The organism is Paenibacillus terreus (genome assembly GCF_042138595.1).
Taxonomy (GTDB): domain Bacteria; phylum Bacillota; class Bacilli; order Paenibacillales; family Paenibacillaceae; genus Paenibacillus; species Paenibacillus terreus.
Genome location: NZ_JBHIRX010000001.1, coordinates 277070 through 301693, shown reverse-complemented (window position 1 = coordinate 301693; position 24624 = coordinate 277070). Strand labels below are relative to the sequence as shown.

At 51.3% G+C, this 24624-nt stretch carries 22 protein-coding genes; 8 read left to right on the top strand and 14 right to left on the bottom strand.

All coding sequences use genetic code 11. The features are described 5' to 3' along the window. Nucleotides 1-71: 71 nt before the first annotated feature. The 6 genes from ACE5KN_RS01365 to rpiA all read right to left on the bottom strand — a co-directional run bounded on the left by ACE5KN_RS01365 (nucleotide 72) and on the right by rpiA (nucleotide 3520). Entirely contained in the window at nucleotides 72-689 is a 618-nt protein-coding gene (locus tag ACE5KN_RS01365; RefSeq protein ID WP_375528309.1) for a GDSL-type esterase/lipase family protein, read from the bottom strand. A gap of 93 nt (nucleotides 690-782) precedes the next feature. Next, nucleotides 783-1211, bottom strand: a complete 429-nt coding sequence (locus ACE5KN_RS01360) for a GNAT family N-acetyltransferase (protein WP_375528270.1) — start codon at nucleotides 1209-1211, stop codon at nucleotides 783-785. A 44-nt stretch (nucleotides 1212-1255) separates the two neighbouring features. Next, complete coding sequence (locus tag ACE5KN_RS01355; protein WP_375528271.1) at nucleotides 1256-1801, bottom strand: nucleotidyltransferase family protein; 546 nt, start codon at nucleotides 1799-1801, stop codon at nucleotides 1256-1258. Nucleotides 1802-1900: 99 nt separating this feature from the next. Further along, nucleotides 1901-2350: a MarR family winged helix-turn-helix transcriptional regulator gene (locus tag ACE5KN_RS01350; protein WP_375528272.1), complete on the bottom strand. Its 450-nt coding sequence runs from the start codon at nucleotides 2348-2350 to the stop codon at nucleotides 1901-1903. A 58-nt stretch (nucleotides 2351-2408) separates the two neighbouring features. Continuing rightward, the gene (locus ACE5KN_RS01345) at nucleotides 2409-2855 is read right to left on the bottom strand and encodes a VanZ family protein (protein ID WP_375528273.1); all 447 of its coding nucleotides are present in this window, start codon (nucleotides 2853-2855) and stop codon (nucleotides 2409-2411) included. After that, on the bottom strand, nucleotides 2852-3520 hold the full coding sequence (rpiA, locus tag ACE5KN_RS01340) for a ribose-5-phosphate isomerase RpiA (protein ID WP_375528274.1): 669 nt from the start codon (nucleotides 3518-3520) through the stop codon (nucleotides 2852-2854). The genes ACE5KN_RS01345 and rpiA overlap by 4 nt, the downstream gene beginning before the upstream one ends. Before the next feature lie 226 nt (nucleotides 3521-3746). Between rpiA and ACE5KN_RS01335 the strand changes: the two genes are divergently transcribed. Beyond that, a complete protein-coding gene (locus tag ACE5KN_RS01335) occupies nucleotides 3747-5219 on the top strand; it encodes a methyl-accepting chemotaxis protein (protein WP_375528275.1) in 1473 nt (490 codons plus the stop codon). A gap of 80 nt (nucleotides 5220-5299) precedes the next feature. Here the strand turns inward: ACE5KN_RS01335 and ACE5KN_RS01330 are convergent, their stop codons facing one another. Then, nucleotides 5300-6013, bottom strand: a complete 714-nt coding sequence (locus ACE5KN_RS01330; protein ID WP_375528276.1) for a TraX family protein — start codon at nucleotides 6011-6013, stop codon at nucleotides 5300-5302. A 335-nt stretch (nucleotides 6014-6348) separates the two neighbouring features. Here ACE5KN_RS01330 and fsa point away from each other — a divergent pair, with 335 nt between their 5' ends. From fsa to ACE5KN_RS01315, 3 genes are all read left to right on the top strand, one after another. Then, entirely contained in the window at nucleotides 6349-6999 is a 651-nt protein-coding gene (gene fsa / locus ACE5KN_RS01325; RefSeq protein WP_375528277.1) for a fructose-6-phosphate aldolase, read from the top strand. A 183-nt stretch (nucleotides 7000-7182) separates the two neighbouring features. Next, entirely contained in the window at nucleotides 7183-7638 is a 456-nt protein-coding gene (locus tag ACE5KN_RS01320) for a MarR family winged helix-turn-helix transcriptional regulator (RefSeq protein ID WP_375528278.1), read from the top strand. A 1-nt stretch (nucleotide 7639) separates the two neighbouring features. Further along, the gene (locus tag ACE5KN_RS01315) at nucleotides 7640-8830 is read left to right on the top strand and encodes an MFS transporter (RefSeq protein ID WP_375528279.1); all 1191 of its coding nucleotides are present in this window, start codon (nucleotides 7640-7642) and stop codon (nucleotides 8828-8830) included. Nucleotides 8831-8939: 109 nt separating this feature from the next. Here the strand turns inward: ACE5KN_RS01315 and ACE5KN_RS01310 are convergent, their stop codons facing one another. After that, complete coding sequence (locus tag ACE5KN_RS01310; RefSeq protein WP_375528280.1) at nucleotides 8940-10241, bottom strand: MFS transporter; 1302 nt, start codon at nucleotides 10239-10241, stop codon at nucleotides 8940-8942. A gap of 181 nt (nucleotides 10242-10422) precedes the next feature. Between ACE5KN_RS01310 and ACE5KN_RS01305 the strand changes: the two genes are divergently transcribed. Further along, entirely contained in the window at nucleotides 10423-10950 is a 528-nt protein-coding gene (locus ACE5KN_RS01305; RefSeq protein WP_375528281.1) for a TetR/AcrR family transcriptional regulator, read from the top strand. Nucleotides 10951-11035: 85 nt separating this feature from the next. Here ACE5KN_RS01305 and yicI read toward each other — a convergent pair whose 3' ends face one another. Further along, a complete protein-coding gene (gene yicI, locus ACE5KN_RS01300) occupies nucleotides 11036-13354 on the bottom strand; it encodes an alpha-xylosidase (protein WP_375528282.1) in 2319 nt (772 codons plus the stop codon). A 217-nt stretch (nucleotides 13355-13571) separates the two neighbouring features. Next, nucleotides 13572-14309 (bottom strand): NADPH-dependent oxidoreductase, encoded by a 738-nt coding sequence (locus ACE5KN_RS01295; protein WP_375528283.1) that lies wholly within the window; start codon nucleotides 14307-14309, stop codon nucleotides 13572-13574. A 111-nt stretch (nucleotides 14310-14420) separates the two neighbouring features. Here ACE5KN_RS01295 and ACE5KN_RS01290 point away from each other — a divergent pair, with 111 nt between their 5' ends. After that, complete coding sequence (locus ACE5KN_RS01290) at nucleotides 14421-15338, top strand: helix-turn-helix transcriptional regulator (RefSeq protein WP_375528284.1); 918 nt, start codon at nucleotides 14421-14423, stop codon at nucleotides 15336-15338. Between the two features lie 89 nt (nucleotides 15339-15427). Here the strand turns inward: ACE5KN_RS01290 and ade are convergent, their stop codons facing one another. The 3 genes from ade to ACE5KN_RS01275 all read right to left on the bottom strand — a co-directional run bounded on the left by ade (nucleotide 15428) and on the right by ACE5KN_RS01275 (nucleotide 21606). Continuing rightward, nucleotides 15428-17260 (bottom strand): adenine deaminase, encoded by a 1833-nt coding sequence (ade, locus tag ACE5KN_RS01285; protein ID WP_375528285.1) that lies wholly within the window; start codon nucleotides 17258-17260, stop codon nucleotides 15428-15430. 614 nt (nucleotides 17261-17874) lie between these two features. Continuing rightward, nucleotides 17875-20232 carry an RNA polymerase recycling motor HelD gene (gene helD, locus ACE5KN_RS01280; protein ID WP_375528286.1) on the bottom strand — a complete coding sequence of 786 codons (2358 nt, stop codon included), beginning with the start codon at nucleotides 20230-20232 and terminating at the stop codon, nucleotides 17875-17877. A gap of 312 nt (nucleotides 20233-20544) precedes the next feature. Next, nucleotides 20545-21606, bottom strand: coding sequence for an FUSC family protein (locus ACE5KN_RS01275; protein WP_375528287.1), 1062 nt, complete (start codon nucleotides 21604-21606; stop codon nucleotides 20545-20547). Between the two features lie 208 nt (nucleotides 21607-21814). Between ACE5KN_RS01275 and ACE5KN_RS01270 the strand changes: the two genes are divergently transcribed. Beyond that, on the top strand, nucleotides 21815-23068 hold the full coding sequence (locus ACE5KN_RS01270) for an MFS transporter (protein WP_375528288.1): 1254 nt from the start codon (nucleotides 21815-21817) through the stop codon (nucleotides 23066-23068). 162 nt (nucleotides 23069-23230) lie between these two features. After that, a complete protein-coding gene (locus tag ACE5KN_RS01265) occupies nucleotides 23231-24394 on the top strand; it encodes a glycosyltransferase family 4 protein (RefSeq protein ID WP_375528289.1) in 1164 nt (387 codons plus the stop codon). A 10-nt stretch (nucleotides 24395-24404) separates the two neighbouring features. Here the strand turns inward: ACE5KN_RS01265 and ACE5KN_RS01260 are convergent, their stop codons facing one another. Further along, complete coding sequence (locus ACE5KN_RS01260) at nucleotides 24405-24605, bottom strand: YwbE family protein (RefSeq protein WP_375528290.1); 201 nt, start codon at nucleotides 24603-24605, stop codon at nucleotides 24405-24407. Nucleotides 24606-24624: the final 19 nt, after the last annotated feature.

The following is a 24624-nucleotide window of genomic DNA, read 5'->3' as shown; positions in this document are numbered from 1 at the left end:
CAACACGAAAAAAAGGAAGTTCTCGCCATTGTGCAAGAACTTCCTTTTTTCCGTGCTTCACTATGTTCCCCTCAAAACAACGGCGCAAAGCCGAGCTTATCAAGCCGGGCAGCAATCACGCGATAGCCGCGCCCATTAGGATGAACCCTGTCAACCGAAAGCAGCTGCCGCTCCCTGCCCTCAAATTCGTCATAAATATGAGCCACACGGCAGTATGGACCACTCAAGGAGCTTAAAGACGCATTGAAGCTGCGAACTCCCCAGACGGCTGCAGGCAGCCCCGGGAATGGGTTGTACAGGCCGACGAAGCGAATCAGAAACGGTGAACGGCTGCCTGATTTTATGCTGTATAATACGGCAAGGGTCTGACGCAAGCATCCCTGCAGCCGAGCCAATTCGGAGCGGATATTTATGCCCCCGGAGGATCTCGCCAGACGAATCAGGTCATTTCCCCCAATGGAGACCGTTATAATATCAGCCTGTGCCAGAGCGGTTCTGTAGACAGGGGAGCTTGTTACATTCCGCAGCAGCTCAGGGCAAGTCATTCCATTGACGCCCAAATTTTGATAGAGAACCCGGCGGCCCGAATATCTCTCAATGGACCTCCAATATAACGGTGCAAAACCATTTCCCGGCAAAGCCCCTGCCCCAGCTGTAAGTGAATCGCCAATGGCCGTATAGCGGTACACCAACTCTCTCACCTCCTGGCCGGCGGATCATCAGATTTTCATTCCCGATATCCTAGCTTATGAGATGAGAGACAGTTGCGGCACGGTATATGCTTATTCTTCGTCCACCATATTATAGACACAGTGAAAAGACTCCAGGCCTGTCAAAGGGTCCGCTGATCCGTATACAGTAAAGCTGAGATTCCGGAAAAATTGCGCACCCTCTTCGTCAGTATCCGCAATGATTTGCTGCGGATCAAGATCCTTGATCACCTGCAGCAGCATTCCCCGCCCGTAACCCTTAAGCCGGTTCTCCGGCAGCACCGCGATATGATGCAGGTGAATAATCCTTTCTTCCTTGCGCTCGAACCCCAGCAATCCTACAATGAGCCCGTCATCCTCATAACCATATAAATACAGACGGTCATCCGTCTTGTAGCGGTTGATGAGCTCATCTTCATCCACTCTGCCCGCTACATCGGCATAACCGAGCAGCTCCCGCACTTCGGGCCGGTCCGTTTCGGATTTAATATTTTTTAACATTCGTACTTTAACCCCTTTCATCGTGCTTCCTAATTGACTCATCTCTATACATCCATAATGAGCAGCGGCCAGGTGTCAAGCCATTCCTTTTGAAACACACGCACACGGAACGCGGTCGTATTTCGGAAATATGGGCTTTTTCTGACCCTCATCTCAAACAAGTCGTCAAGGCCGAATGGCGCAACAGTATGCATAACATCCTGAACATCCAAGTATATCCCTATGGCAGTCGCCGTCTCGGGCCAATACCGCATGGCATCCTCTGCGGAAGTATAAGGGGGATCGCCGTTGCGTTCATGCATGCGTGCCTGGTTTTTAACGGACCAGTGGCGGTTGATTTGCCCCCGGTTCAGCAGTTGCTGCAAATGATGATCCCTCTCCTCCAGCGTATTGTCGGGGTCATAATAAATGACATCAATATCATTCAAGGGCGTCAGAGCTACATAACCATGCAGCTTGTCCCAGACCCGATTCCTTACATAACCGGCGGCGATGCAGCTCTGCGGAAGGCCAAGTTCTCTGACCCGCTTCAGATCCTCAATCACCTGCGGATCATCCATATATGAATACAGAAGCTCCTCATGTTTCATGACCATCCCCCTCCAATTGCGGCACACAAATCCGTTTGGCAAAAAAAGTACCGGTCATGCAAACCGGTACGGTAGAAAAACGTTATATGACAGATACCCTTAAAGAGAGCCTTCGGCTGAAAGCCCCAGCTTTTTCAGTAGAGCCACAGCCTGCTCCTTCTCCTCTGGCGAAAGACCGCTGACAGTGTCAAAAATAACCTGCTTGTGCTGCGGAAAAATTTGCTCAAAGAAGTGTCTGCCTTCTTCCGTCAGCTCTGCAAAAATAACCCGGCGGTCATCCTGAGAGGCGCGCCGTCTAAGCAGATTCTTCTTCTGCAGTTTATCCACAACATACGTTATATTCCCGCTGGAAATAAGAACCTTCTCCCCGATCTTCTGCAGAGGCTGCGGCCCCCGATGATAGAGCAGATCCAGTACACCAAATTCCGTCGTGTTCAGGCCATGGCTTTGAATATCACGGTTCGTGCGGGAGGTGACCGAGTTATAGGCCCGGGCGAGCACGACAAATAAATTGAGAGCTAATTCATGTTCATCAAGAGTTTTTGACATATCAGAAATCCTCCATACAATTATCTTCATTCGAAGATATCTCAATTGCATGTAGTTGTCAAGTTTGCCGCTGTCTCTTCCCGGAAAAAACTCTTGCCGCGAGAATCCAGCCCAAGCATGCCCCTGCCGCATTGAGCAGCACATCATCCACATCAAAACTGCCTGCCCTGAGCAGCATTTGCAGCAGCTCAAGCAAAAGCAAGGCCGGAAGAAAACCGGCCAGCATATGCAGCAGGCGCAGACGGCGGCGCATCATGACAGCAAGCAGCGCTCCGACCGGAATAAATACAGCAACATTACCCAGCAAATTAACTCCCCATACACTGAACGGGAGAATATCAGCCGACCTTATGTAGCTGTGAATCGTTCGCAAAGGATGTAAATTGTATCTGTAAGGCGCTGAAAAATCCCATGTCCTGCCAAAGCCCAGAAACATCCAGTACATCAGCAGAATCACATAGACGAGCAGGAGCACCGCCGCTATTTTGGAGCTGCCTGCTTTCATTTTACCCGAATATCCAGCTCTCCGTCGGACTTGGCGATAATGACTTTATCAGCCATCCCGACGAACAATCCGTTGTCCACCACACCAGGAATGCTGTTCAGCATGGCTTCCAGCTCCGCCGGATCATGGATCTCTCCGTACCTGCAGTCGGCGATGTAGTTACCATTATCGGTAATATACTTCACACCGTCCTTAACCCGCCACTGTACGTCCGGGCAGGAAGCCTCCAGCCTTCTCTTTGTCCATTCGCTGGCAAAAGGCACAACCTCAACCGGAAGCGCAAAGCTCCCCAGCGTATCCACGGCCTTGCTTTCATCGGCAACTACGATAAAATAATCCGTATTGGCCGCGACAATCTTCTCGCGCAGCAGCGCTCCGCCGCCGCCTTTGATTAAATGCAGCTGCGGGCTAACTTCATCGGCTCCATCAATCGTAATATCCAGTCTCGTAATATTTTCAAAGGGGACGATGGGAATACCGAGCTGAACCGCCAGCTCTTCCGAAGCTACAGACGTCGCAACAGCTTCAATTTTCAATCCCTCTCTGACCCGTTCCCCGATTTTCTGTATCGCCCAATATGCCGTTGAGCCTGTTCCAAGCCCGATGCACATGCCGTCTTTGATCGCTTCCACCGCTTTTTCCGCGGCCGTTTTTTTCAAATTCATCTTATCAACTCCCGAGCTTATTGAGTACAATCAATACACAGCTTAGTTTATTGCCGTTCCTTCATCAAGCATTCTGCTACATATTATTGGTCTTCTTTTAGATTCAGGCTAATTATAGCGTGTTTCATAGAATTATCCACCATTTATTGATGTTTTTTTGGTCAAGATCGATTATGATAAATTTGTCGGCCATTGTCGATTCATCGCAATTTTAGGAGTGAATTTCGTGTTTAATTGGCGTACGCTTTCTTTTTTTCACAAAAATCTATTGCTGTCGTTCATGAATATCATCCTGATCGGTACGGCGCTCATATGCTCAAGCTATTTTAACCAGCGAAGCGTGCTCACGGATCAGCTGCGCAATCAAATTGAAAAAAACACGGCGGAATGGTTTTCAGGATTGGATGCCGGTCTTGTCCGCAAAGCCGTGAAGGAACAAAGCTATGACGGTCCTGCCCAGACAAAGCTGCGGGCCTTTCTGGATGCCGTGTCCGAGCACAATCCCAATATCGAGCATGCTTATATTTTCGGCACAGAGCTTGGCGGGAAAAACCGTCTCAGTACGTCCATTGTAGCCATGCCAACCCCCTTGAGACAGGATATGGAGCGGAAATGGAAACTGGGTGTCGGTGATATGTACCAGCAGCCGGCCGAAGTAGCGCAGGCCTTGGGCAAAATGCTCGATACGAGCCAGCCTGTGTTTACCGACATTTATCAGGACAGCTTCGGTGAATTCACCACCATTATCTATCCGATCATGGACGAAACGAACAAAAAATTCGCCTATTTTGCCGTAGACGCCGATGCCAGCGCCATTCGCGACGGCCTGCAGAGGCTGCTTGTCCATAATATCCTTATTCTTGCGGGCTTCCTCGTCATTTGTCTGCTGCTGCAGTATCTTGTCGTCAAAGGAACGCTCGCTCCCGTCAAGGCCCTGATCTCGGGCATTGAGGAGGTCAGCCGCGGCAGGCTGGATATCCGCATTCAGACCGGAAGGGATGACCTTGGCCGGGTGAATGAAAGATTTAACCATATGATCTGCAGAATGAACGAAATTATGGCAAAGGTAAAACAAACCACTGATGAAGTAAGCGAATCGGCCAAGGAGCTGTCGGTGATCTGTGAGCAAAACGACAGCAATGCCAATATTATCAACCGGAACATTAATGAAATTTCCGATAATTTGCGAGTACAGGCCAAAGCCACTGCCGACAGTGCGCTCGCCATGTCCGATATGGCCGCCGTGATTCAGTCCGTAACCGAAAATTCCACCAGTCTGGCAAGAGAAGCGGAGCTCCTGCGGCAGCGGTCTGAGGAAGGCATGGAAATCGTTCACCGCTTGATAGAAAGTGTTCAAACGGCGGACGATGCGCCGGAAATGGTAAAAAGGGCCACCGACGTTTTTATGAACATGCAGCAAGCCATCGCACAGGTGGCGGAGCAGGTTCAGCATACGTGGGCGGCAACAGCCGAAATTTCGGCCGGCATACAGGAAATGAAGGCTTCATCCGATCACCTGTCTGCCATGATCACCAGTACGGCGGCCAGCAGTGGCCAAATTTCCCGGTCCGTGGAGGAGCAATGGGCATCCATCGCGGCCATCACCGCTTCGTCCAATAAACTGAGCATGATGGCTGAAGAGCTGCAGGAACTTACCTCTTATTTCATGGTCGCCGAGGAAGAGCCGCCAAAAACATAAACCGTTTGCAGAAGAAGGGAGTGCCTTAAAAGGTCTGTTGACCTGAGGCGCTCTTTTCATTTGCGGTAAAACGCCCGATGCTACCTGTACTCGGCATAGAAATCGTTGGCAATTTTCTGCAGCACCGGATCAAAACCGGACTGGTAAATAACAACAAGCGCAATAACTGCCAGATGAACGGGGTAGAAGCTGATCCACAGCCAGCGTGGAACCGTCCTGCGGAACACCCCTGGACTTGACTGAAAGAGACTGATCACAACGGTGGAGATAATGCTGTAATGCTGAACCATCGTAAATGGCTGATAATACATGTAGCCGATATATCGATAATTCCATAGCTCATACAGAAGATTCAGTATAAAATGCGCGATCACCATCCACACTCCCCGCGTATAGCGGAAGATCAGCACAAGCACAAGCCCATATGCGCCGTAATCCATATTGGACCATTCCATTAATGCCCCGACAACAACATAAAAAGGAATCATCAGTCCCGGACTCTTTAGCCTGTCAGCACCCGCCAGCGCAAGCAGTGACACGAGCAGGGTGAAAATAACGTTCAACCCGGCTGTACCAAACGCAAACATAAAGGGCGGCTGTGACAGCAAAGCGAGCACAAATAAACGAAACATGTAGCGTTTCATATTCCTGGTGTGCAGATACCCCAGGTACAATGCAAAAGTGTAAATCGGGAAGGCAATCCTTCCTATAATTCGCCATGGAGCAAGTTCATCTGGATGAAACACCGCTCCAATGTGGTCAATCAGCATCGTGATCATCGCAATCCAGTGCAATAGCATGCCTCCCGTTTTCTTATTCGGATATCCTAAATTATAATCTGCCGTTTCAGCAGCATTATGGTGATTACCTCCTTGTCCAAATGGGTAATATAACGTTGCCAAAGGTTTCTGAAAATGTATGTAAAATCAATATTAAATTACATCTAAGCAGATCACCATATCTTGTTTTGGAATTTAAAGTATGTCACAATTTAAGATATGGTACATACTAAATTATAGTTTTTAAGCCTGTACACTGCTACTTTAAGTATTTTTGCTGAATTGTAGGTTGTTTTCCGGGTATTTTGCAAAATCTAAACCGAGCACAAACACTGAGGAGGAGTTCTTTCATGAAGTTTTTCTTGGACACCGGTAATATCGAGGAAATCAAACGCATTGAGCGTCTTGGCCTGGTTGACGGCGTGACCACCAACCCTTCCCTGATTGCCAAGGAAGGAAGAGTGTTCAAGGAAGTCATTCAGGAAATCTGCGGCATCGTCAAAGGGCCGGTAAGCGCTGAGGTGATCGGCCTTAAGGCGGAACAGATGCTGGAGGAAGCTTACGAAATCGCAAAATGGGCCTCCAACGTGGTGATCAAGCTGCCGATGACCGAGGACGGTCTGTATGCCTGCAATGAGCTGACCAAGAACGGAATCAAGACCAATGTGACACTGATCTTTTCCGCCGCTCAGGGCCTGATGGCCGCCAAAGCCGGCGCTACCTTTATCAGCCCGTTTGTCGGACGTTTGGATGATATTGCTGTAGATGGCATGCAGCTGATCCGTGATCTGAGACAAATTCTCGATTTCCATGATCTCAAGTCTGAAATCATTGCCGCCTCCATCCGCAATATCAAGCATGTGGAGGACGCCGCCCTGGCCGGAGCACATATCGCAACGATCCCCGGCTCCCTTCTTCCTTCCCTCTGGAAGCATCCGCTTACGGACATCGGAATTGAACGCTTCCTGAAGGATTGGGAAAAAGTTCCGCAAACGAAGTAACTTATAATCAGCAAGGCTGCATTTCATGCAGCCTTTTTTTCTTTGTAAATCACCTTTCCTATCTGTAATACGATGAAAATTTTCACAGCCCAACTCTTTATTTTCTTTTTTTCTTTGACAAAAGAATAAACTTCCATATATACTTGTTAAGACAAGTATTTTCCCCAGCAGAAAGGAGCAGCTATGTATATCACTCCTCATGAACGTTCGATTGGCGCCATTCTTGGCTTAACCTACCGCCGCATGAGCCAGCTTCTAATGAACAGATTGAAAGATTATGATATTACACCTGAACAGTGGTCCGTACTGCATCAGATTTACAGGGAAGAAGGTCTGAATCAGAAGGAGATCGCCCACCGTTCGGCGAAGGATCAGCCGACGACCGCGCGGTTGATGGATGTTCTAGACCGCAAGGGCTGGGCGCGCCGTGCCCCGTCCGCACAGGACCGCCGGGCGTATCTGTTGTACCTGACCGACGCCGGCCGCAAGCTGATAGAAGAGACTTTGCCCATTGAAAAGCAGATCAGCAGCGAGTTTCTGAAAGGTATTGACGAACGTAATTTTGAGCACTTTATGACCATCCTTCGCCAGATTCAAGCCAACATCACCGAGTTAGAACAACAAGGAGAGAAACAATAATATGCAGCAAGTGAAAGAACCGTTGTGGACAAAGGGTTTTATTGTTCTGACGGTATCGAATCTTTTTTTATTTTTGGAATTGCAAATGATCGTATCCTCCATTCCGTCTTATGTAAAAACCGCCTTTAACGCCAACTCCGTTCAGGTCAGTCTTGTCACCACGCTATTTGCCCTGAGTGCCATTATCGCGAGACTTTTCTCCGCACGGCTCCTTGAAAAAGGACACCGCAGTCAGCTTATATTTATAGGCCTGCTGCTTGCCTTGGTCGGAACGCTGGGCTACAGTGTGGCTCCTGCTATCGCTATGCTGCTGGCCATGCGCATGCTGTTTGGCATCGGCTTTGGCATGAGCAGCACCGCTTTTCCGACGATGGCCTCCGATATTATTCCCGCAAAGCGCCTGGGAGAAGGCATGGGATACTTCGGACTGTCCACAAGCCTTGCGATGTCCATCGGCCCGACCATCGGGATTTCACTGCTTCAATACAGCGGATTTAACACGCTTGTATTTTCGACCGCATTTGTCATTGCCGTGATCTTCCCGCTCGCGTTGTGGCTAGTTAGAAAGCTTCCAAAAGGGCATATCGAGCCGCCAATGGTACCGCTTGAAGACGGGAAAAAGCCGGGCTTTAACCGCCGCCTGCTCATCCCCGGGGCCCTTAATTTTTTGATGTCCATCACCTACGGCGGCCTGATAGGCTTCATGGCCTTGTACGGTGAAGAGGCCCATTTGGCTCATCCGGCCTTTTTCTTTTTATTTAATGCGCTGGCGGTGCTGCTTGTCAGACCATTTTCCGGACGAATCTATGATCGCTACGGTCATAAAGCACTGCTGCTGCCCGGCTCCCTGTTCCTGATCGGTGGCCTGGTGCTGCTCTCCTTTGCCCATACGGATGCCTGGATGTATCTATCCGCCCTCTGTTACGGCATTGGCTTCGGAGCGATGCAGCCGGCCTTGCAGACCTGGATGATCCAGGTTGTGTCTCCCAAGCAGCGGGGCATGGCTAACGGCATGTTTCTTAACTCGCTTGATTTGGGTGTGGCCATAGGCGCACTCATCCTGGGGGTCATTGCCAAAGCCTCCGATTACGCGGCCATGTACCGCTTTTCGGCCATTGCCATTGTAATCATGATCGTTATTTACGTTCTGGGAGCTTCCAAGCAGACATCCCCGCAAAAAAGCACCATATAAGAAACACGCCTAACGAGGAACATTCACTGAAGTCAGACGCACTGAGTGAGCGATTTTAATTGTTGCGAGTAAAGCCCAGGTTTCCAGCAAATGGAGACCTGGGCTTTCGTTATTTTACCGACGTTTTGCGCCGCATTCCCGGGACAGCGTTGACAGATCCATGGGGGAAACGACTCCTTCTTTTCCTGCGGTCTCCGCTGTCTCCCCTCTCCGGATCACCTTGCTTTGGCTTGACAGCCATCAGCATCAGCAGTGCAGCAGCGCAGCCCATCCCGGCCAGCACGCCGAAGAGGAGGCTGTGCCCCCCTGCAAGCAGCAGCGATACAGCCGGCGGACCCAGGGAGACTCCCAGAAAACGCATGCTGCTGTATATGGAGGTGATGGTCCCCCTCTCCTTCTTGCCGATTCCTTTCGTAATCAGCGCATCCAGGCAGGGAAGCACGAGGCCAATACCAGCCCCTCCCAGGGCAAACAGGCCTGTAACTGCATAAATATTGCGGAACAAGCCGATAACGGCAAGGCTTCCGGCCATAAGCGCAAGCCCTGCGAAGCTGAGCCATTTCATCCGTTTCTTATTTTTCCCCGCCGCTTTCCCTCCAAGATACGAGAACAGACATAGGGCTGCCAGCGGGATGGCCAGCACAAGCCCCTTCAGAATACCATGAAGCCCGTAGTCCGACTCCAGTGTCTCCGACAGATAAAAAAGCGTTCCAAAAATAATGAGCATGCATATGCAGCCAACAGCAAAAATGGCATAAAGCCATCTTCCCTTTTCAGCCAGGATGTTTTTTATCCCTACTGCAAATTCCTTGATGGTTGTAGAATCCTTCTTTCGCTTCGGAGCTCGGATAATGAACAGCACAAGCAGCATGGAAATGAGAAACAATACAGGGATCACGAGCAGCGGAAGATACCAGAGCAGAACCCCCAAAGCTGCTCCCAGAATGGGGCTTAACACTTTCCCAAACGTATTGTAGGTTTCAATAACTCCAAGGCCGCGGCTGGCCGCTTCCTCGTCCTCATACAGATCACCGACCAAAGGAATGACAATCGGAAAAGCGCCTGCAGCGCCAATCCCCTGCAACAACCGTCCCCCGATAATGGTCCAGTACGCCGCGCCATCCTTCAGGAGCCAGGCACCTACGGCAGAAACACCCGCTCCCGCGATAGCAATAATCAGGCTAGGAACAATCACAGCTTTCCGACCAAATTTATCGGATAAATAACCTGCAAAAGGAATGAGCACAATCGCCGCAACCGCATACACCGTAATCAGCATGCTTACCCGCAAGGAGCCGACATGCAATTCCCTGCCGATTTCGGGCAGAACGGGAATAAGCATGGAATTCCCGAGTGTTGCCATGAGCGGGATGGAGCCAAGGGCAATCAAATTCAGTTGGTTATGACGCATCCCCAAAAACCACCTTTGCACAGAATAAAGTTATTGTGGTTGGGCGACGTCTTTATTATACAGGGCAGCAACTTGCCTTTGTTTGCGAATAATGACTGTTTGCATCTGGGATGAATCTCATGTATAGTTTAGTTAGTGATCGATTAATTACTATACACCAAGGATAAGGATGATTCAGCCTATGGCCAAAAATTCAGCAGTTTCCGTCAGCCGCCAGAATGAAATCATTTCTGCAGCCATCGAAGTTTTTGCGGAAATGGGGTTTTACAGGGCTACCACAGCGAAAGTAGCGGAACGGACAAATATTTCACAACCGTACATTTTCAAGTTTTTTTCTACCAAGGAGGAGCTGCTGCGTGCGGCATTGAAGACATCCTGGACTCGGATCGCAGATTCCTTCAACCAGGTTGTGAGTACTGTTCCGCCTGAACTGCTGGAGAAAGAACTCATAACTGCCTATGAGAAGATTATGTATGAACACCGCAATGAAGTGCTGCTGCAAATGCAGGCCCAGACGATTATGGATGCACCGATCGTTGAGGTAATGCGGGAAGGCTTTGACAACATCAGACAGATCGTGCTTAATGCTTTTGTGGAAGCAGGCATTCCCGAGCCTGCCGAAAGAACGATGCTTTTTCTGGCAAGAGGGATGCTGTGCAACATTTCCATGGCATTGGATATGCCGGAATTAATGAAGACAGATGATTGATGATTGAGGAAATTACATGATGATGAACAAATGGCCGTCCAATGTTATCCATGATAACAGGACGGCCATTTCCATACATCCGGTATTAAAGAGTTACTGTTACAGATCCATTCGGATCGGCCGGTGTGATGACAACCCCTTGGGTTCCCTGCTCGCTGCTTCCCCCGTCAATACCTGACAGCCCGCTGATTCCGCGCAGCACGACGCTCCAAGGCTTGCCGGCTCCTTCGGACACGATGGACAGCTTTCCGCCTTCACGCTTGACGGACACAGTCAGCTCTACTTCTCCGGCTGTGCTGCTCACAACGCTCTCGGCGGAAGCACCGTCTTCCAGCTCGAACAGATGAAGCTGTACGCCATCGGCATAATCGTAATCCGGGCGGCTGTCTTCACGCCCGATCGCGATCAGGCCGTTCGGCTTCACCAGCAGCGGCAGTGTCATGAAGCTGTGATTTTCCGTGCGCCAGCGCCCGCCTTCCACGACCTCCCCTGTAAGCAGGTTCGTCCAGCGGCCTTCCGGCAGGTAATACTGCGCGCTGCCTTCCGCGTTGAAGATCGGCGCGACCAGCAGCGAGTCGCCGAACATGTACTGGCGGTCAAGCGCATGTGTCGTCGGATCGTCCGGGAACTCCAGCAGCATCGCCCGCATCATAGGCAGCCCGCGTACGGAGGATTCAACAGCCGAGCTGTACAGATACGGCATCAGAGAGCATTTCAGCTTCGTAAACACGCGCACCACGTCCACCGCTTCCTCATCAAACAGCCATGGCACACGATAGGAAGAACTGCCGTGCAGCCTGCTGTGGGAGGACAGCAAGCCAAATTGCACCCACCGCTTGTAGACATCAGGTGTTGCCGTATTTTCAAAACCGCTGATATCATGACTCCAGAAGCCAAATCCGCTCAAGCCCAGCGACAGCCCTCCCCGCAGGGATTCAGCCATGGATTCATAGGTGGAGGAGCAATCGCCGCCCCAGTGAATGGGGAACTGCTGGCCTCCGGCGGTAGCGGAGCGTGCAAACAGGGCGGCTTCATTTTTGCCCAGCTTCTGCTCCAACAGCTCGAAAACAGCTTTATTGTATAAATGAGTATAATAATTGTGCATTTTATAAGGATCGGAGCCGTCATAATAAACAACATCGGTCGGGATACGCTCGCCGAAATCCGTTTTGAAGCAGTCGACGCCCTGGTCAATCAGCGCTGCCAGCTTGCCTTGGTACCACGCCACCGCATCCGGGTTGGTGAAATCCACAAGTCCCATGCCCGCCTGCCACATATCCCACTGCCATACACTGCCGTCGGCTCTTTTTACCAGATACCCGTTTTCCATGCCTTCATCGAACAGAATTGATTTTTCCGCAATGTACGGATTGATCCAGGCGCAGATTTTAAGGCCTTTCTCCTTCAGCCGGCGCAGCATGCCCTCCGGATCGGGGAACATATCCTTATCCCACTGAAAATCGCACCACTGGTACTCCTTCATCCAGAAACAGTCGAAGTGAAAGACAGACAGCGGAAGATCACGCTCTGCCATGCCGTCCACGAAATGGTTTACGGTCGCTTCATCGTAATCCGTTGTAAAGGAGGTTGTCAGCCACAGACCAAACGTCCATGCAGGCGGAAGCGCAGGCTTGCCGGTCAGCTTCGTATAATTATCCAGCACCTCTTTCGGATCTTTGCCGCCGATAATGAAATATTCCAGCGTTTCGCCTTCCACACTGAACTGTACCTTGGATACGTTCTCGGATGCGATCTCGTAGGAGACGCGCTCAGGATGGTTGACGAACACGCCGTATCCCTTGCTCGACAGGTAAAAAGGAACATTTTTATACGCCTGCTCACTGCTTGTTCCCCCGTCTTCATTCCATATATCCACGATCTGCCCGTTTTTCACAAATGGTGTAAAGCGTTCGCCCAGGCCATAGACATATTCGCCCACCCCAAGCTCCAGCTGCTCCCTGAAGTACGCTTTTTCGGAAGGATCCTTGATATAACCCGGCCCGCGGTAGCCGCTGCCGGTCATCCGCTTGCCGTCATAATAAAAGCCGACATTCCAGCCCTTGCCTCGTCCAACACGGACACTGAGCTTGCCGCTTTGCAGAACAACCTCTTCCTCCTGCTCGGAAATTTGCACTTCTGTAGGCAGCGTACGGATATCGAACTCAGGTCCTTTTTTCACAAGTCCTTTATGGTGATTCAATCTTACCCGGATGACGTTGGGCATCGGAGAGCTGTAGGTTGCCTTCAGGAGAGTTCCATTCAAGGTGTCTCCTTTACGTTCAATACGTCTGGTAGCGGCATACGCCGTAATGGAAGCGCCGTTCGTGACAATATCGCGTACATCCTCCGGGTTTTGAATTTCATAGCCTTTACGGACCATCCAATAGCCGTCTGTAAATTTCATTGCTTGCTTCCTCCTTGTATCATCATCTGCATCGGTATAAACTACTATAGTATTTGGAATTTGCTGAATTCTTAATTATAATAATATTGATTTAAGAAAGGGTTTTCTTTTGATATTTTGATGAATAGTAACAAAATATTGATATATTTAATACGAATAGCCTCTGAAAAAAAAGAAAAAGGCCGGGTCTGCCAGACCCGGCATGCCATGGGCGTATTCACTTATATTTGAAGCCTTGCTTGCGCAGCACATCCGCTGTGCGCAGGTTGCCTGCACCGCTGTAATAAGCAACCAGAGTGTCGGACCAATTTTTCTGTGCCGCTCCCTGACTGCGTTTGGCAACATATTCGGCAAATTCTTTGTCATACTGCTGCGAATATGGCAATTGATCGGCATTATATTTTTCCGTATGGTAGAAGGATTCGAGCGGCAGGCGCGGCTTCAGGTCAGGCGTATCGTCAGGATATCCGATCACCAGGCCCGACACCGGGAACACATGCTCAGGCAGCTCAAACATATCGATTACAGTCTGGGAATCCCGGCGGACAGCGCCGATCGGCACAATGCCAAGGCCCATGGATTCCGCCGCCGCGATGGCGAAGCCCATATTAAGACCAACGTCAGTCGAGCCGATCAGAAGCAGCTCCACATTTTCCGCCGAGCCCAGATCATGCCCCTTGTCCTGAAGCACCTGCCGTGCACGGTAATAATCGATGGTGAACAGCAGGAAAAGCGGAGCCTCGGCTATCCAGGACTGCCCCCCGGTCAATTCGGCGAGCTTGCGCTTTTTGTCCGGATCCTGCACGCCGATGATGCTGACCTGCTGGCCGTTGCCCCAGGTTGGGGCGGATTGGGCCGCTTTGATGATCGTCATGATTTGCTGCTCGGTCAACGGGTCCTTTTTATATTTGCGGATGGAACGATGTTCAGTTAGTGTGTCAATTACTTCATTCATGCCTGCACAACCTTTCATGGTTAGATAATTTTGGAATGAAAATAACCTATTGTATTTCAATTATAGGCACAATATATGTGGCTATTCAAGCCTCAGTTAGGAGTATGTAAAATGAGACGCGAAACGCTCCGCGAAAACCGGATCCATGGCAACCCGTCCTTCCCCGTAAGCGTATATCCCGATGTCGAACAGTTGAACGGCAATTGTGTGCTGGACTGCCATTGGCATGACGAAATGGAGTTTATCCTGGTGCGCAGCGGAAGCGCCCTCTTTCAGACAGATATGCAGCATACCGAGGTCAACGCAGGCGAAGCGCTGTTTGTGAACAGCGGAACGCTGCATGCCGGTTATTTGCATCACGATGATCACTGTGTCTTCTCCGCCATCGTTTTTGATCTTAAAATGCTGCTCAGCCCCGTCCCCGATGTGATCCAGCAGCGCTTTATCGAGCCGGTGCTTCACAAAGCACTGCTGCCGCCGATTCATATTAAAGGAACGGAAGCCTGGGAACGGGAGGTACTGGAATCGTTGGACAAAATTTTGCGGGATCATGAAACCCGTCATCCTGCCAAGGAAATCTCAACGAAAGCCCAGTTGTACGCCATTTTCGCCAGCATGTACCCGCATATGATCTCAGCCGCAGGAGAACCACCGGAAGCAAATACCGGTCTATCCAAGGTTGAACGCGTCAAAATGGCGATCGGTTATATCCACGAGCACTATCAGGAGCCTGTCCGGCTGAAATCCATCGCAGACAAGGCGGGCATGAGCGAGGGGCACTTTTGCCGCTTCTTCAAACAGATGGTGCAAAAAAGCCCCATCGAATATATGAACCATTACCGTGTCCAAAAAGCCAGCCTGCTGCTGGAGCAAACCAACCGCAAGGTGGTGGATATCGCGCTGGAGGTGGGCTTTGACAATTTAAGCTACTTTATTGCCACCTTCAAAAAATGGAACGGAGTTACTCCTTCCCGCTACCGTAAGGAGCATGGCTCTCAGCAGGCTGCGTTCCCACCTCTTTCGCTTTGATGCAGCCCTCCAGGGCACAAGCAGGCAGCTTCCCGGTGGAAGTCGCCTGCTTGCAAATTCGCAACGCTGCATGTCCTTGTTGTTTCCTTCTACACCTTCTCTTTCAGCTCAGCCGTGAACAGCGGTACCATATGGATACCGTCCGCGCCAATGGCTACGAGTCCCTTGTCAGACAGCCGGATTTCCGGAATGACAGCAAGCGACAGCAGCGACAGTGTCATAAACGCGTTGTTGAGCATACAGCCTGCACGCTGCAAAGCTGTGCTGATGCCTTCGGACTGCTCCGCAACCTCGGCAAATGGAGCGGGAGACATTAGTCCGGCAATCGGCAGCGGCATTACAGCTTCCCCTGAAGCCGATATCACCACAGACCCGCCCTTCATGGAAATGACCTGATTGGCGGCGCGCGCCATCATTTCGTCATCGTTCCCGATCACGAGCAGATTGTGGCTGTCATGCGCCACGGTCATGGCTATGGCGGCCGGCTCTGTAAATCCGATACCTGTAACCAAAGCGACAGAGCTGTTGCCTGTTCCCTTATGGCGCTCGAAGACGGCAATTTTGCACAAATCTTTGCCTGGGCCTGTAACAACCTTCCCCGCTTCTACAGGAACGATCATTTTAACTTCCTTGGTTTCGACGTGGTTTTCCGTTACCTTGATGACCCTCGCTTCAGTTTCGCCTGCATGAACAGGAGCCTGCAGCGCGAAATCGGCAGCATGAATCGTCCGGTCAATATGCACGGTATTCAAGGCCTCTTCCGGATACGTAAAGCCGTCCCATGCTGCAATCATTTTGCCGTTCTCGGCCACGAGACGACCTGCGGCAATTGTTGCCGACACTCTTACATCCGCAAGTCTGCCGTCCAGCAGAATGATATCCGCAATGGAGCCGGGAGTAACTGATCCGATATCCCGCGCCACTCCAAAACGTTCCGCCGTATTAATCGTTGCCATCTGGAAAGCGGTGACAGGCTTAACCCCCTGCCCGATGGCATGTCTAACGACAAAATTCATATGCCCTTCCTTGAGCAGCGACTCCGAGCTGCGGTCATCCGTGACCAGCATCATGCGGCGGGTATCCAGCCCCATCTCCGTGCAGGCTTTGATCGTTTCAGCCACATCATGCCAGGCAGAGCCCTGCCGCATCTTGGCGTACATGCCCAGCCGGATGCGCTCAGCTACATCCTCCGGGGTCACGCACTCATGATCTCCCGTAATGCCGCTGGCCGCATACACCGGCAGTCTCCAATCGTCAGACGCCCATGTGAAGTGTCCGTCGGCCACTTTGCCCGCACGCAGTGTTGCCTGTATTTCGCCAATCATCGTTTCTTCACCATACACGACACCGGGAAAATTCATTACTTCCCCAAGACCAATCATGTCCGGTCCCCAGCTTAGCGCCTCGGCCACCTCTTCCGGGCCGAATGCGGCGCCTGTTGTTTCCAGCTCCGCATTTGTAGAGGGCACACAGGAAGCGACCTGCATATATGCGGCCATCGGTGTTGTCCGCGCTTCTTCAAGCATAAGGCGAAGTCCCTTGAGACCGAGCACGTTGGAAATTTCATGGGCATCAAAAAATCCTCCGGTGACGCCCAGTGGAAGCACGGCTTTTGCAAATTCGGTCACGGTCAGCTGGGTGCTTTCGATATGACAATGTCCATCCAGCAGACCAGGCGCGATATAACGTCCTTCCGCTTCAATGATGATCGTTTCCGGGCCGATCGTATGGCTGACATCCTTGCCGACATAGGCGATCCGGGACCCCTGTACGGCTACGGACATGCCCGGAATCATTTCGCCTGAAACGACATTGACGAGCGTTCCTCCACGAATGACGAGCGAAGCCGGACGGGCCCCTCTTGCGGTGGCCACAAGCTCAGGGACACAATCCGCAAGCGCTGGACGTTTAAATAAACTCATATGGACTTCCTCCATTTTCTCTAAATTGCTGATCCGGCGAAAAATATATGACTCGTATTATAAGCCCGCAGCTAAGGGTTTGTAAAATCCCATGACATAATGCTGTTGTAATAACTAAAATCGGCACTGTCCGTTGTGCATCCATATTATAGTCTTCCCATTGATGGGATAAATTGTGACAGCGATCACCTAGACGCTCCGAGAACGAACCATTCCTACCATCGCTGTTGCCCCCAAACCCTGATCATTTTTTGAATCAAAGCGGCAATTGGTGCTTGATCGAGGAATAGGTGTGAGTACGTATAAACTGCGCGAAAATTCTAGCGGTTGTGAGCAGCGCTATTTGGGTAAAAAAGGTCAGAAACAAGATGTAACGGTTACCAGTGAGCCTATTTCCCGTTTTTCGAAGATAAAAGAGCTGTTTCGCCATAATAAGCGCGCCTGCAACCGTTAGAAGAGAAACCTTGTTTTTCTAGGCTGAATAAGCGCGATGATAACCGTTAGCATAGAAAATGTTCGTTCGCTTGACCATTCGATAGCAAAAAAGGCAGGAAACAGGGGAGTTCCCACCTGTCCTCTGCCTTTTTTCCCTTTATCCCCTTTGCCATGGATGATTATTTATTGGATAGCGCGCTATAAACGAACGTGTCGGGAGATTGCTCTGTTACAAAAGGTGTCGCTTCACCAAGAGAATAGACATGCAACAAATGCATGGCCCGGGTGCATGCCGTATAGAACAGCTTGCGCTCGCTTTCCCGTGAATACTGCCGGCTGGAACCGTCATAAATCAGGACGGCGTCGAACTCGACGCCTTTTGCCAGGTAGGCCGGGATGATGTGAATTCCTTTTTCGAAGGCAGGCGTTGTTTTTTTGATCAGCCGGGGCTTGACGGACAGCAGCTTCTCCAGCGCTTCATGTGCCGCTGCGCTTTCTTCAGCCGTCTTGCAGATGACAGCTATGGATTCATAGCCTTCACCCAGCAAACCCTCAACATCCCTTGCTATCCTTTGATGAAGTTCACCCCGAGTGCCCATCTCCGTTACCTCCGGCTTGCCGCCGCTGCGGTTGAACGGAATAATATGCTCTCCGCCAGCAACCATTCCTCTTGTAAACTCCACAATTTCCTTGGTGGAACGGTAGCTCCTGGTCAGGGAAATCAGTTCCGTCTGCTCGGGACCGTATAGTTGCGCCAAAGGCCCTGCATTCTGAAGCACCGAAGCATGGGCATAGATCGCCTGATTGAAGTCACCGAGAGCCGTCATTTTTGCCCTTGGAAAGAGCCGCTTCAGGAAAAACATCTGAAACGGCGAATAGTCCTGCGCCTCATCGATAAATACATGATGAATTCCACTGTTGGAGCGAAACCCGAGCGTGATCTCGCGCAGGTACAAATACGGTGTCGCATCCTCGTAGGCGAGTCCGCCTTCGCCGATCCGCTCCAGCGTCAGCCTGCCCAGCTCTTCCCAGCGTGCGGGCAGCTCCGTACCACCGGACAGCTGCTCCGCAAGCTCCCTGCTGCGGAACAGCTCGCTGTACAGCCGCGTAATATCAACAAAGCGTAGCGCTTTAATCCATTTGCGCAAAGGCTTGAGCCGATCACTGACCACCATTTTGGCCAGAATGCTCCGCTCGCGGTCAAAATCGTCAAAAGTCTCGCTAAGCCCCTTGTTCTTGCGGCGGAGCCGGTTGTAGGCCCGCTGGTAATCTTCGCTGGACAGAAGTTCGATCTGCTGGTCGACCCACGGAGCTGAAATCTCCGCTTTCCCGAACGCCGCCAATTCCTTCAGCAGCCATTCACGCAGCAGCTCCAGGCGGTTGGCCAAACGGATGGAAGGATCAAAGCCATAAAATTTCCGGACCATCTCATCGCCGGATACGACCTCGCGGCCTTGAAAGCGGACGGGTTTGAACATCATGCCTTCCCGCTCCAGCCGCTGCTTATAGCCCTCAATCATTCCCTGAAAGGTTTGGGAGGATTTAAACCGGATGCCTTCCATCCTCGCCTCATATTCCGGCTGCCCTGAAGCGGACAGCACGTATTCAAGCTGCTCGAACGGATCCTCAAGCTGAAATTCTCTGCCCAGACGGCGCTCAAGGTATTCCTGGAAGGTCGTCTGGCTCATATTCTCCTCGCCAAGCTCCGGCAGAACGGTGGACACATAGCTGTTAAACATCGGATTTGGCGAGAAAAGCACGACCTGATCCGCGCTCAGGCGGTCACGGTACTTATAAAGCAGATAAGCTACACGCTGGAGCGCGGCAGACGTTTTGCCGCTGCCTGCCGCCCCCTGGACAATAAGCATGCGGCTGCGGTCATCGCGGATAATCCGGTTTTGCTCCTTCTGGATGGTGGCCACAATGCTTTTCATCTGGGCATCGGAGCTGCGGCTCAGAACAGCCTGCAGCAGTTCATCCCCGATCGTTACACCTGTATCGAACATAAAACGGATACGCCCGTCACGGATGACAAACTGCCGTTTCAGGGTGATTTCACCCTCTATGGCTCCTGAGGGAGTCTCATAGGAAGCAGGTCCCGGGGTGCTGTCATAATACAAATTGGATATCGGAGCACGCCAGTCATAGACAAGAAAATCCACCTCATCATCATCCAGCAGGGATGCGATGCCAAGATATATTTTCTCCTCCGTGCCCCCCGACTCCGCAAAATCAATTCTTCCGAAATAGGGCGACTGCAGCAGACGGTTTAACCGGGCCAGCATAGCTGCCGACTGCTTGTGCCGCTGTTCACGGTCCGACAGCACCTGGGACTGCTGACGAAGGCTTGTGGACGTTTCACCCACATCATCCGCTTCGCTAAAGTTCATCGTTACTTCATCCCAGAAATCCTTCCTCATGGAGACGACATCCTCACGGACACTGCCAACTTCGGCTTCCAGCTTGCGGATGCGGCCGTGGATAACGGAAGTAACTTTGTCCACCCTTTGTTGTTCCTTTGTCCATTCCTGATCCATTTTTGTCATCTCTCCTCTTTCTCATCCACATCCGGACTAGTTTTAGTATGAACTTCGAGCAGCAGATCAAGTCCCGGAGGGGAGGATGTTGACATCCTCGATTTCATTTGCTATAATAGTCAACAATAATGTGTATTTTGGATTATTTACGAATCATTTAACAAAAGCATTCTATATTTTAACAGCTTCAGCTTCCGTAATCAATCGGTAAGCTTTTTTTTAGTTTTTTGTCATCTATATGATGTAAGTCAGTTTAAAAAGGACGCCGGCGGCGTCCTTTTGTTTTTTGTACGATGTAGATCCCGGCGGTTACTATCTGCGCAGCCATGCTTTCAGGCCATCCGCCTGATCCTTGCCCTCATCCCCGCGGTGAATATGATCGGCAAGCCTGCTCAAACGGCTGAGCTGATGACCGTAATCATACATGGCGGCCGCCACGATGGCCAGCCTCAGCACTCCCTCCTGGGTTCGGTCATAACGGGCAATGGCTGATTCCATAAAACTACAGTTTTCCTCTTCAAAAATATGCGATTCATCATCGTTCGGCTTCAGCTTATCCTCAAATTTCAAAAGCGCGTGCTCATGGAAGCGGATAAGCTGCTCCAGATGATTGTCGAAAAACTGGTCCGTCCCGTCAGGACGCTCAGCCTGGAAGTAATGCCGCTCAACCGCGTCCAGCACCTCAAAGCCTTTTTCAAGACTGAGCAGCATTTGCTTGTACACAACCATCTCGCGGGTCTGGCTGTACCGCGCTTTCCTGAGCTTCTTCTGCTCTTCCTCGAACAGATTGTACTTGTCAGACAGGCCTTTTATGGCGCCTTCCAGATTGTTCTTTTCTTCACGGAACACCGTTTCTTTGATTTCATCCGAAATAGCCGTCCGCAGCAGCAGCGACATTTTTGCGAACACGCTTTGAATATGACCGACAAACTGCTTCTTCGGTTTGGGCGGGAAGACCAATATATTAATGACAAAAGCTGAAACGATGCCGATCAGGGTAAGCGCAAAGCGAGAAACCGCAAACTGCCAGTCTCCGGTAGTCTCAATGACGGAAACGACGGTCACCAGTGTCAGACCGATAGTATCGGCCATTTTAAGCTGAAGACAAATGATAATAACAAGACTGCAGACAAGTCCAACGGCAATAGGCTGATTACCAAGCACCATTCCCCCCACCAGAGCCACAATCGCGCCCAATGTGCTGGTCTGCAGCTGATCCAGAAAATAGCGCCAGGAGCGGTAAATGGAAGGCTGCATGGCGAAAATGGCAGCGATAGCGGCGCCCACGGGCGATTGGGTATTGAGTAATGAGCTTAAAAAGAGGGCCAGTGTCACGGCAATGCCCGTCTTTAACACCCGTGCTCCAAATGCCAAAAAAATCCCTCCTGCGGTAAAATGCTGTTTCTCCAAAATAATTCATACCGAAATAATATAAACAAATTAAGGGAAACTGTCCATTGATTATTATTACCCATCTTATTTCAAATCGCGGCTCAGGCAAAATAGCCCCTCTTCTTCCTGTAATTGATTAAGCCTGCTAGAATGGAAAGGTCGCATTTAACAACCGGGTGGAGGAGCTTTCATGCAATCATTTCAAAAATGGCCGCGGAATATCAGGCTATTTTTCTTAGCTAACGTTTTGTACCAGATCGGTACAGGCATGTTCTCTGTACTGTATAACCTATATATCGAAAGCCTCGGCTATAACGAATCGATGACCGGCAATGTCGTCAGCCTCCAGTCCCTGGCAACCGCCCTCATGTTCATCCCGGTCGGCCTGCTCGGTGACAGGCTTAGCCGCAAGTGGATGCTGATGGCCGGAGCTTTGGTCAGCGGTGCCGTCTTTGCCGGCCGCTCCCTGCTGGAAGCACAGCCTTGCATGCTTCTGCTCGCCGTCCTCAGCGGCATATTCGCCGCTTTCTTTCAGGTGCTGGCCATTCCCTTTTTATCTGAAAATGTAAAACCGTCCGACCGACTGCGCATGTTCAGCTACTATTCATCGCTTGTGCTTGCCGCACAGGTTATCGGCAGCCTTGGCGGCGGCGTCATTGCGGACCTGCTGCAATCCTTCGGCTTTGGCAAGACGGCCAGCCTGCAGGCCGTGCTGATGGCCGGGGGCATTTCCACGCTTGCCTCCTTCCTGCCTCTTATCCGCATCACCGAGACCCGGGAGGTTGCTTGTCCTGCCGACAGCAATCCGATGGCAACTGACAGCGGAGAGGAGACAGTACAGCCGGGACGCGATTATGTGCTTATCGCGCAATTTGTGATCACTCAGCTGCTGATCGGCTTTGGCTCCGGTCTGGTCATCCCTTACCTGAATTTATACTTTACAAACCGCTTCGAAGTTTCATGGAGCGGCATGAGCCTGCTGATTGCCCTGGGGCAGATTATGACGATTGTCTCTATGCTGATCGGTCCGTCCCTTGCAGCAAGGCTCGGTTCCGTCAAGGCAGTCGTCTGCTTTCAAATGCTGTCACTTCCGTTCCTGCTGATCACAGGCTTTACCAATCTGCTGTGGGCCGCATCCGTCAGCTTTCTGTTCAGGCAAGCGCTCATGAATGCGGCGAATCCCATCCAGTCTGCCATTATGACGGATAAAATATCAGCGAAACGGCGCGGCACAGCCAACTCCCTGATGCAGACCGCCTTTATGCTCGGGTGGGCCACCATGGGACCGGTACAGTCGCACCTCGTAACGACTTACGGGAACTATTGGGGATACGCCATCACCTTCAGCATCACGGGTCTGCTGTATGTTGTTTCATCTTTTCTATACTACATCATGTTCCGGGAACGCCGGACCATCGGGGCCAAAGCTAATATACATGGATAGACAGGTTGTCTGTTTTCATCTGTGACGCTGCCTTTACATTAAGCTGAATTTCAGCATACATTGCCCTGTCATAATGAAGAAAAACGTCTTTCGACGTACTTGCAGAGAAGACAGACCGAGTTCAGGTCTTTCATCGGATTGCGATGATGAGGGAGGAATTGTATGCTTCGGGTGGCGCTTTTTACGGATACCTTTACACCGGATGTTAACGGTGCGGCATTGACCTTGGCGAGATGGACGGAGTACTTGCGCGAGCACAGAGTGCCTTGTATCGTGTTCGCGCCGGAGGGGGACAGGACGCAGCCTGGAGGCCCGGATGTAGAGCGCTTTCGCAGCATCCCCTTTTTTCTGTACAAGGAATGCCAGCTGGCAATCCCCAACGCCAAACAGATCAACAATCGGCTCCGCGCCTTCTCTCCCACGCTCATTCATGTCGCCACGCCCTTCAATCTCGGATTGTTCGGCGCCTCGTATGCGGCAAAGCATCATATACCTCTTGTTGCATCCTATCATACCCATTTCGATAAATATCTCGACTACTACAGGCTCCGCTGGCTGGAACCCGCGCTCTGGAGGTATATGCTGTGGTTTCACAGAAACTGCGGGCGAATCTATGTGCCTTCGCGGTCCACTTATACCGAATTGAAAAATAAAGGCTTCCGCAATCTCGAAATCTGGAGCAGGGGCATCGATTCAACCCTTTTCTCCCCTGCAGGACAAAGGGAGCAGTTATGGTCAAAATGGAATATTAGACCTCGTAAACACATCATTTTATATGTAGGCCGCCTGGCACCCGAGAAAGGCATTGATGTTCTTATGGAATCGTTCAAACGGCTTCCGGAGCGGCTTCGCTCCGAATCCGTCCTGGTTGTCGCGGGGGACGGTCCGCTCAGCCGCAGCCTGGATGCCGCCGCCCACGGGCTGCCCGCAGATGCGGTGCAGAGACTCGGTTTCGTTAGCGGAAAGGATTTGGCCCAGTGGTATGCGGCAGCCGATCTGTTCCTCTTTCCGTCGGCCACCGAGACGTTCGGCAATGTTGTGCTGGAGGCGATGGCCAGCGGGACCGCGGTGATCGGGGCCGGGGAAGGCGGCGTAAAGGACCTGGTCATGCACGGGCACAACGGCTGGCTGTGCCCTGCCAATGACGCCGCGGCTTTCGCAGAGGCGGCAGCTACGCTGCTGGACAACGCCCCTCTGCGCCTCCGGCTTGCTGCGGCTGGCCGCGAAACCAGCAGAACCCATTCATGGGACAGCATATTCGGCCGTCTGCTGGCAAGTTACCGGAGCGCAGCTTCTCCACAAATGAAACCGGCGGCACGCATGTAGCAGCATGCTCCTATCGATCACTAACAATATGCTGCACCCGTCCAACCTGCCCGTCCGTCAAACGCACCTTAATGCCATGGGGATGGGCAGGTGAATTGGTCAGAATGTCCTTGACCGTTCCCCGCGTCAGCTTGCCTGTACGCTGGTCCTGCTTTAAAACGATATCAACGAGCAGCCCTGGGCGAATATCCGCTCTTTTGTGTCCATTCATATGCTTGTACACCTCATTT

What these genes read in the sequence shown, in the direction of transcription:
- ACE5KN_RS01360 (WP_375528270.1), bottom strand. Translation starts at nt 1,211, where the DNA reads ATGTTAAAAAATATTAAATCCGAAACGGACCGGCCCGAAGTGCGGGAG.
- ACE5KN_RS01355 (WP_375528271.1), bottom strand. Translation starts at nt 1,801, where the DNA reads ATGAAACATGAGGAGCTTCTGTATTCATATATGGATGATCCGCAGGTG.
- ACE5KN_RS01350 (WP_375528272.1), bottom strand. Translation starts at nt 2,350, where the DNA reads ATGTCAAAAACTCTTGATGAACATGAATTAGCTCTCAATTTATTTGTC.
- ACE5KN_RS01345 (WP_375528273.1), bottom strand. Translation starts at nt 2,855, where the DNA reads ATGAAAGCAGGCAGCTCCAAAATAGCGGCGGTGCTCCTGCTCGTCTAT.
- rpiA (WP_375528274.1), bottom strand. Translation starts at nt 3,520, where the DNA reads ATGAATTTGAAAAAAACGGCCGCGGAAAAAGCGGTGGAAGCGATCAAA.
- fsa (WP_375528277.1), top strand. Translation starts at nt 6,349, where the DNA reads ATGAAGTTTTTCTTGGACACCGGTAATATCGAGGAAATCAAACGCATT.
- ACE5KN_RS01320 (WP_375528278.1), top strand. Translation starts at nt 7,183, where the DNA reads ATGTATATCACTCCTCATGAACGTTCGATTGGCGCCATTCTTGGCTTA.
- ACE5KN_RS01315 (WP_375528279.1), top strand. Translation starts at nt 7,640, where the DNA reads ATGCAGCAAGTGAAAGAACCGTTGTGGACAAAGGGTTTTATTGTTCTG.
- ACE5KN_RS01310 (WP_375528280.1), bottom strand. Translation starts at nt 10,241, where the DNA reads ATGCGTCATAACCAACTGAATTTGATTGCCCTTGGCTCCATCCCGCTC.
- ACE5KN_RS01305 (WP_375528281.1), top strand. Translation starts at nt 10,423, where the DNA reads ATGGCCAAAAATTCAGCAGTTTCCGTCAGCCGCCAGAATGAAATCATT.
- yicI (WP_375528282.1), bottom strand. Translation starts at nt 13,354, where the DNA reads ATGAAATTTACAGACGGCTATTGGATGGTCCGTAAAGGCTATGAAATT.
- ACE5KN_RS01295 (WP_375528283.1), bottom strand. Translation starts at nt 14,309, where the DNA reads ATGAATGAAGTAATTGACACACTAACTGAACATCGTTCCATCCGCAAA.
- ACE5KN_RS01290 (WP_375528284.1), top strand. Translation starts at nt 14,421, where the DNA reads ATGAGACGCGAAACGCTCCGCGAAAACCGGATCCATGGCAACCCGTCC.
- ade (WP_375528285.1), bottom strand. Translation starts at nt 17,260, where the DNA reads ATGAGTTTATTTAAACGTCCAGCGCTTGCGGATTGTGTCCCTGAGCTT.
- helD (WP_375528286.1), bottom strand. Translation starts at nt 20,232, where the DNA reads ATGGATCAGGAATGGACAAAGGAACAACAAAGGGTGGACAAAGTTACT.
- ACE5KN_RS01270 (WP_375528288.1), top strand. Translation starts at nt 21,815, where the DNA reads ATGCAATCATTTCAAAAATGGCCGCGGAATATCAGGCTATTTTTCTTA.
- ACE5KN_RS01265 (WP_375528289.1), top strand. Translation starts at nt 23,231, where the DNA reads ATGCTTCGGGTGGCGCTTTTTACGGATACCTTTACACCGGATGTTAAC.
- ACE5KN_RS01260 (WP_375528290.1), bottom strand. Translation starts at nt 24,605, where the DNA reads ATGAATGGACACAAAAGAGCGGATATTCGCCCAGGGCTGCTCGTTGAT.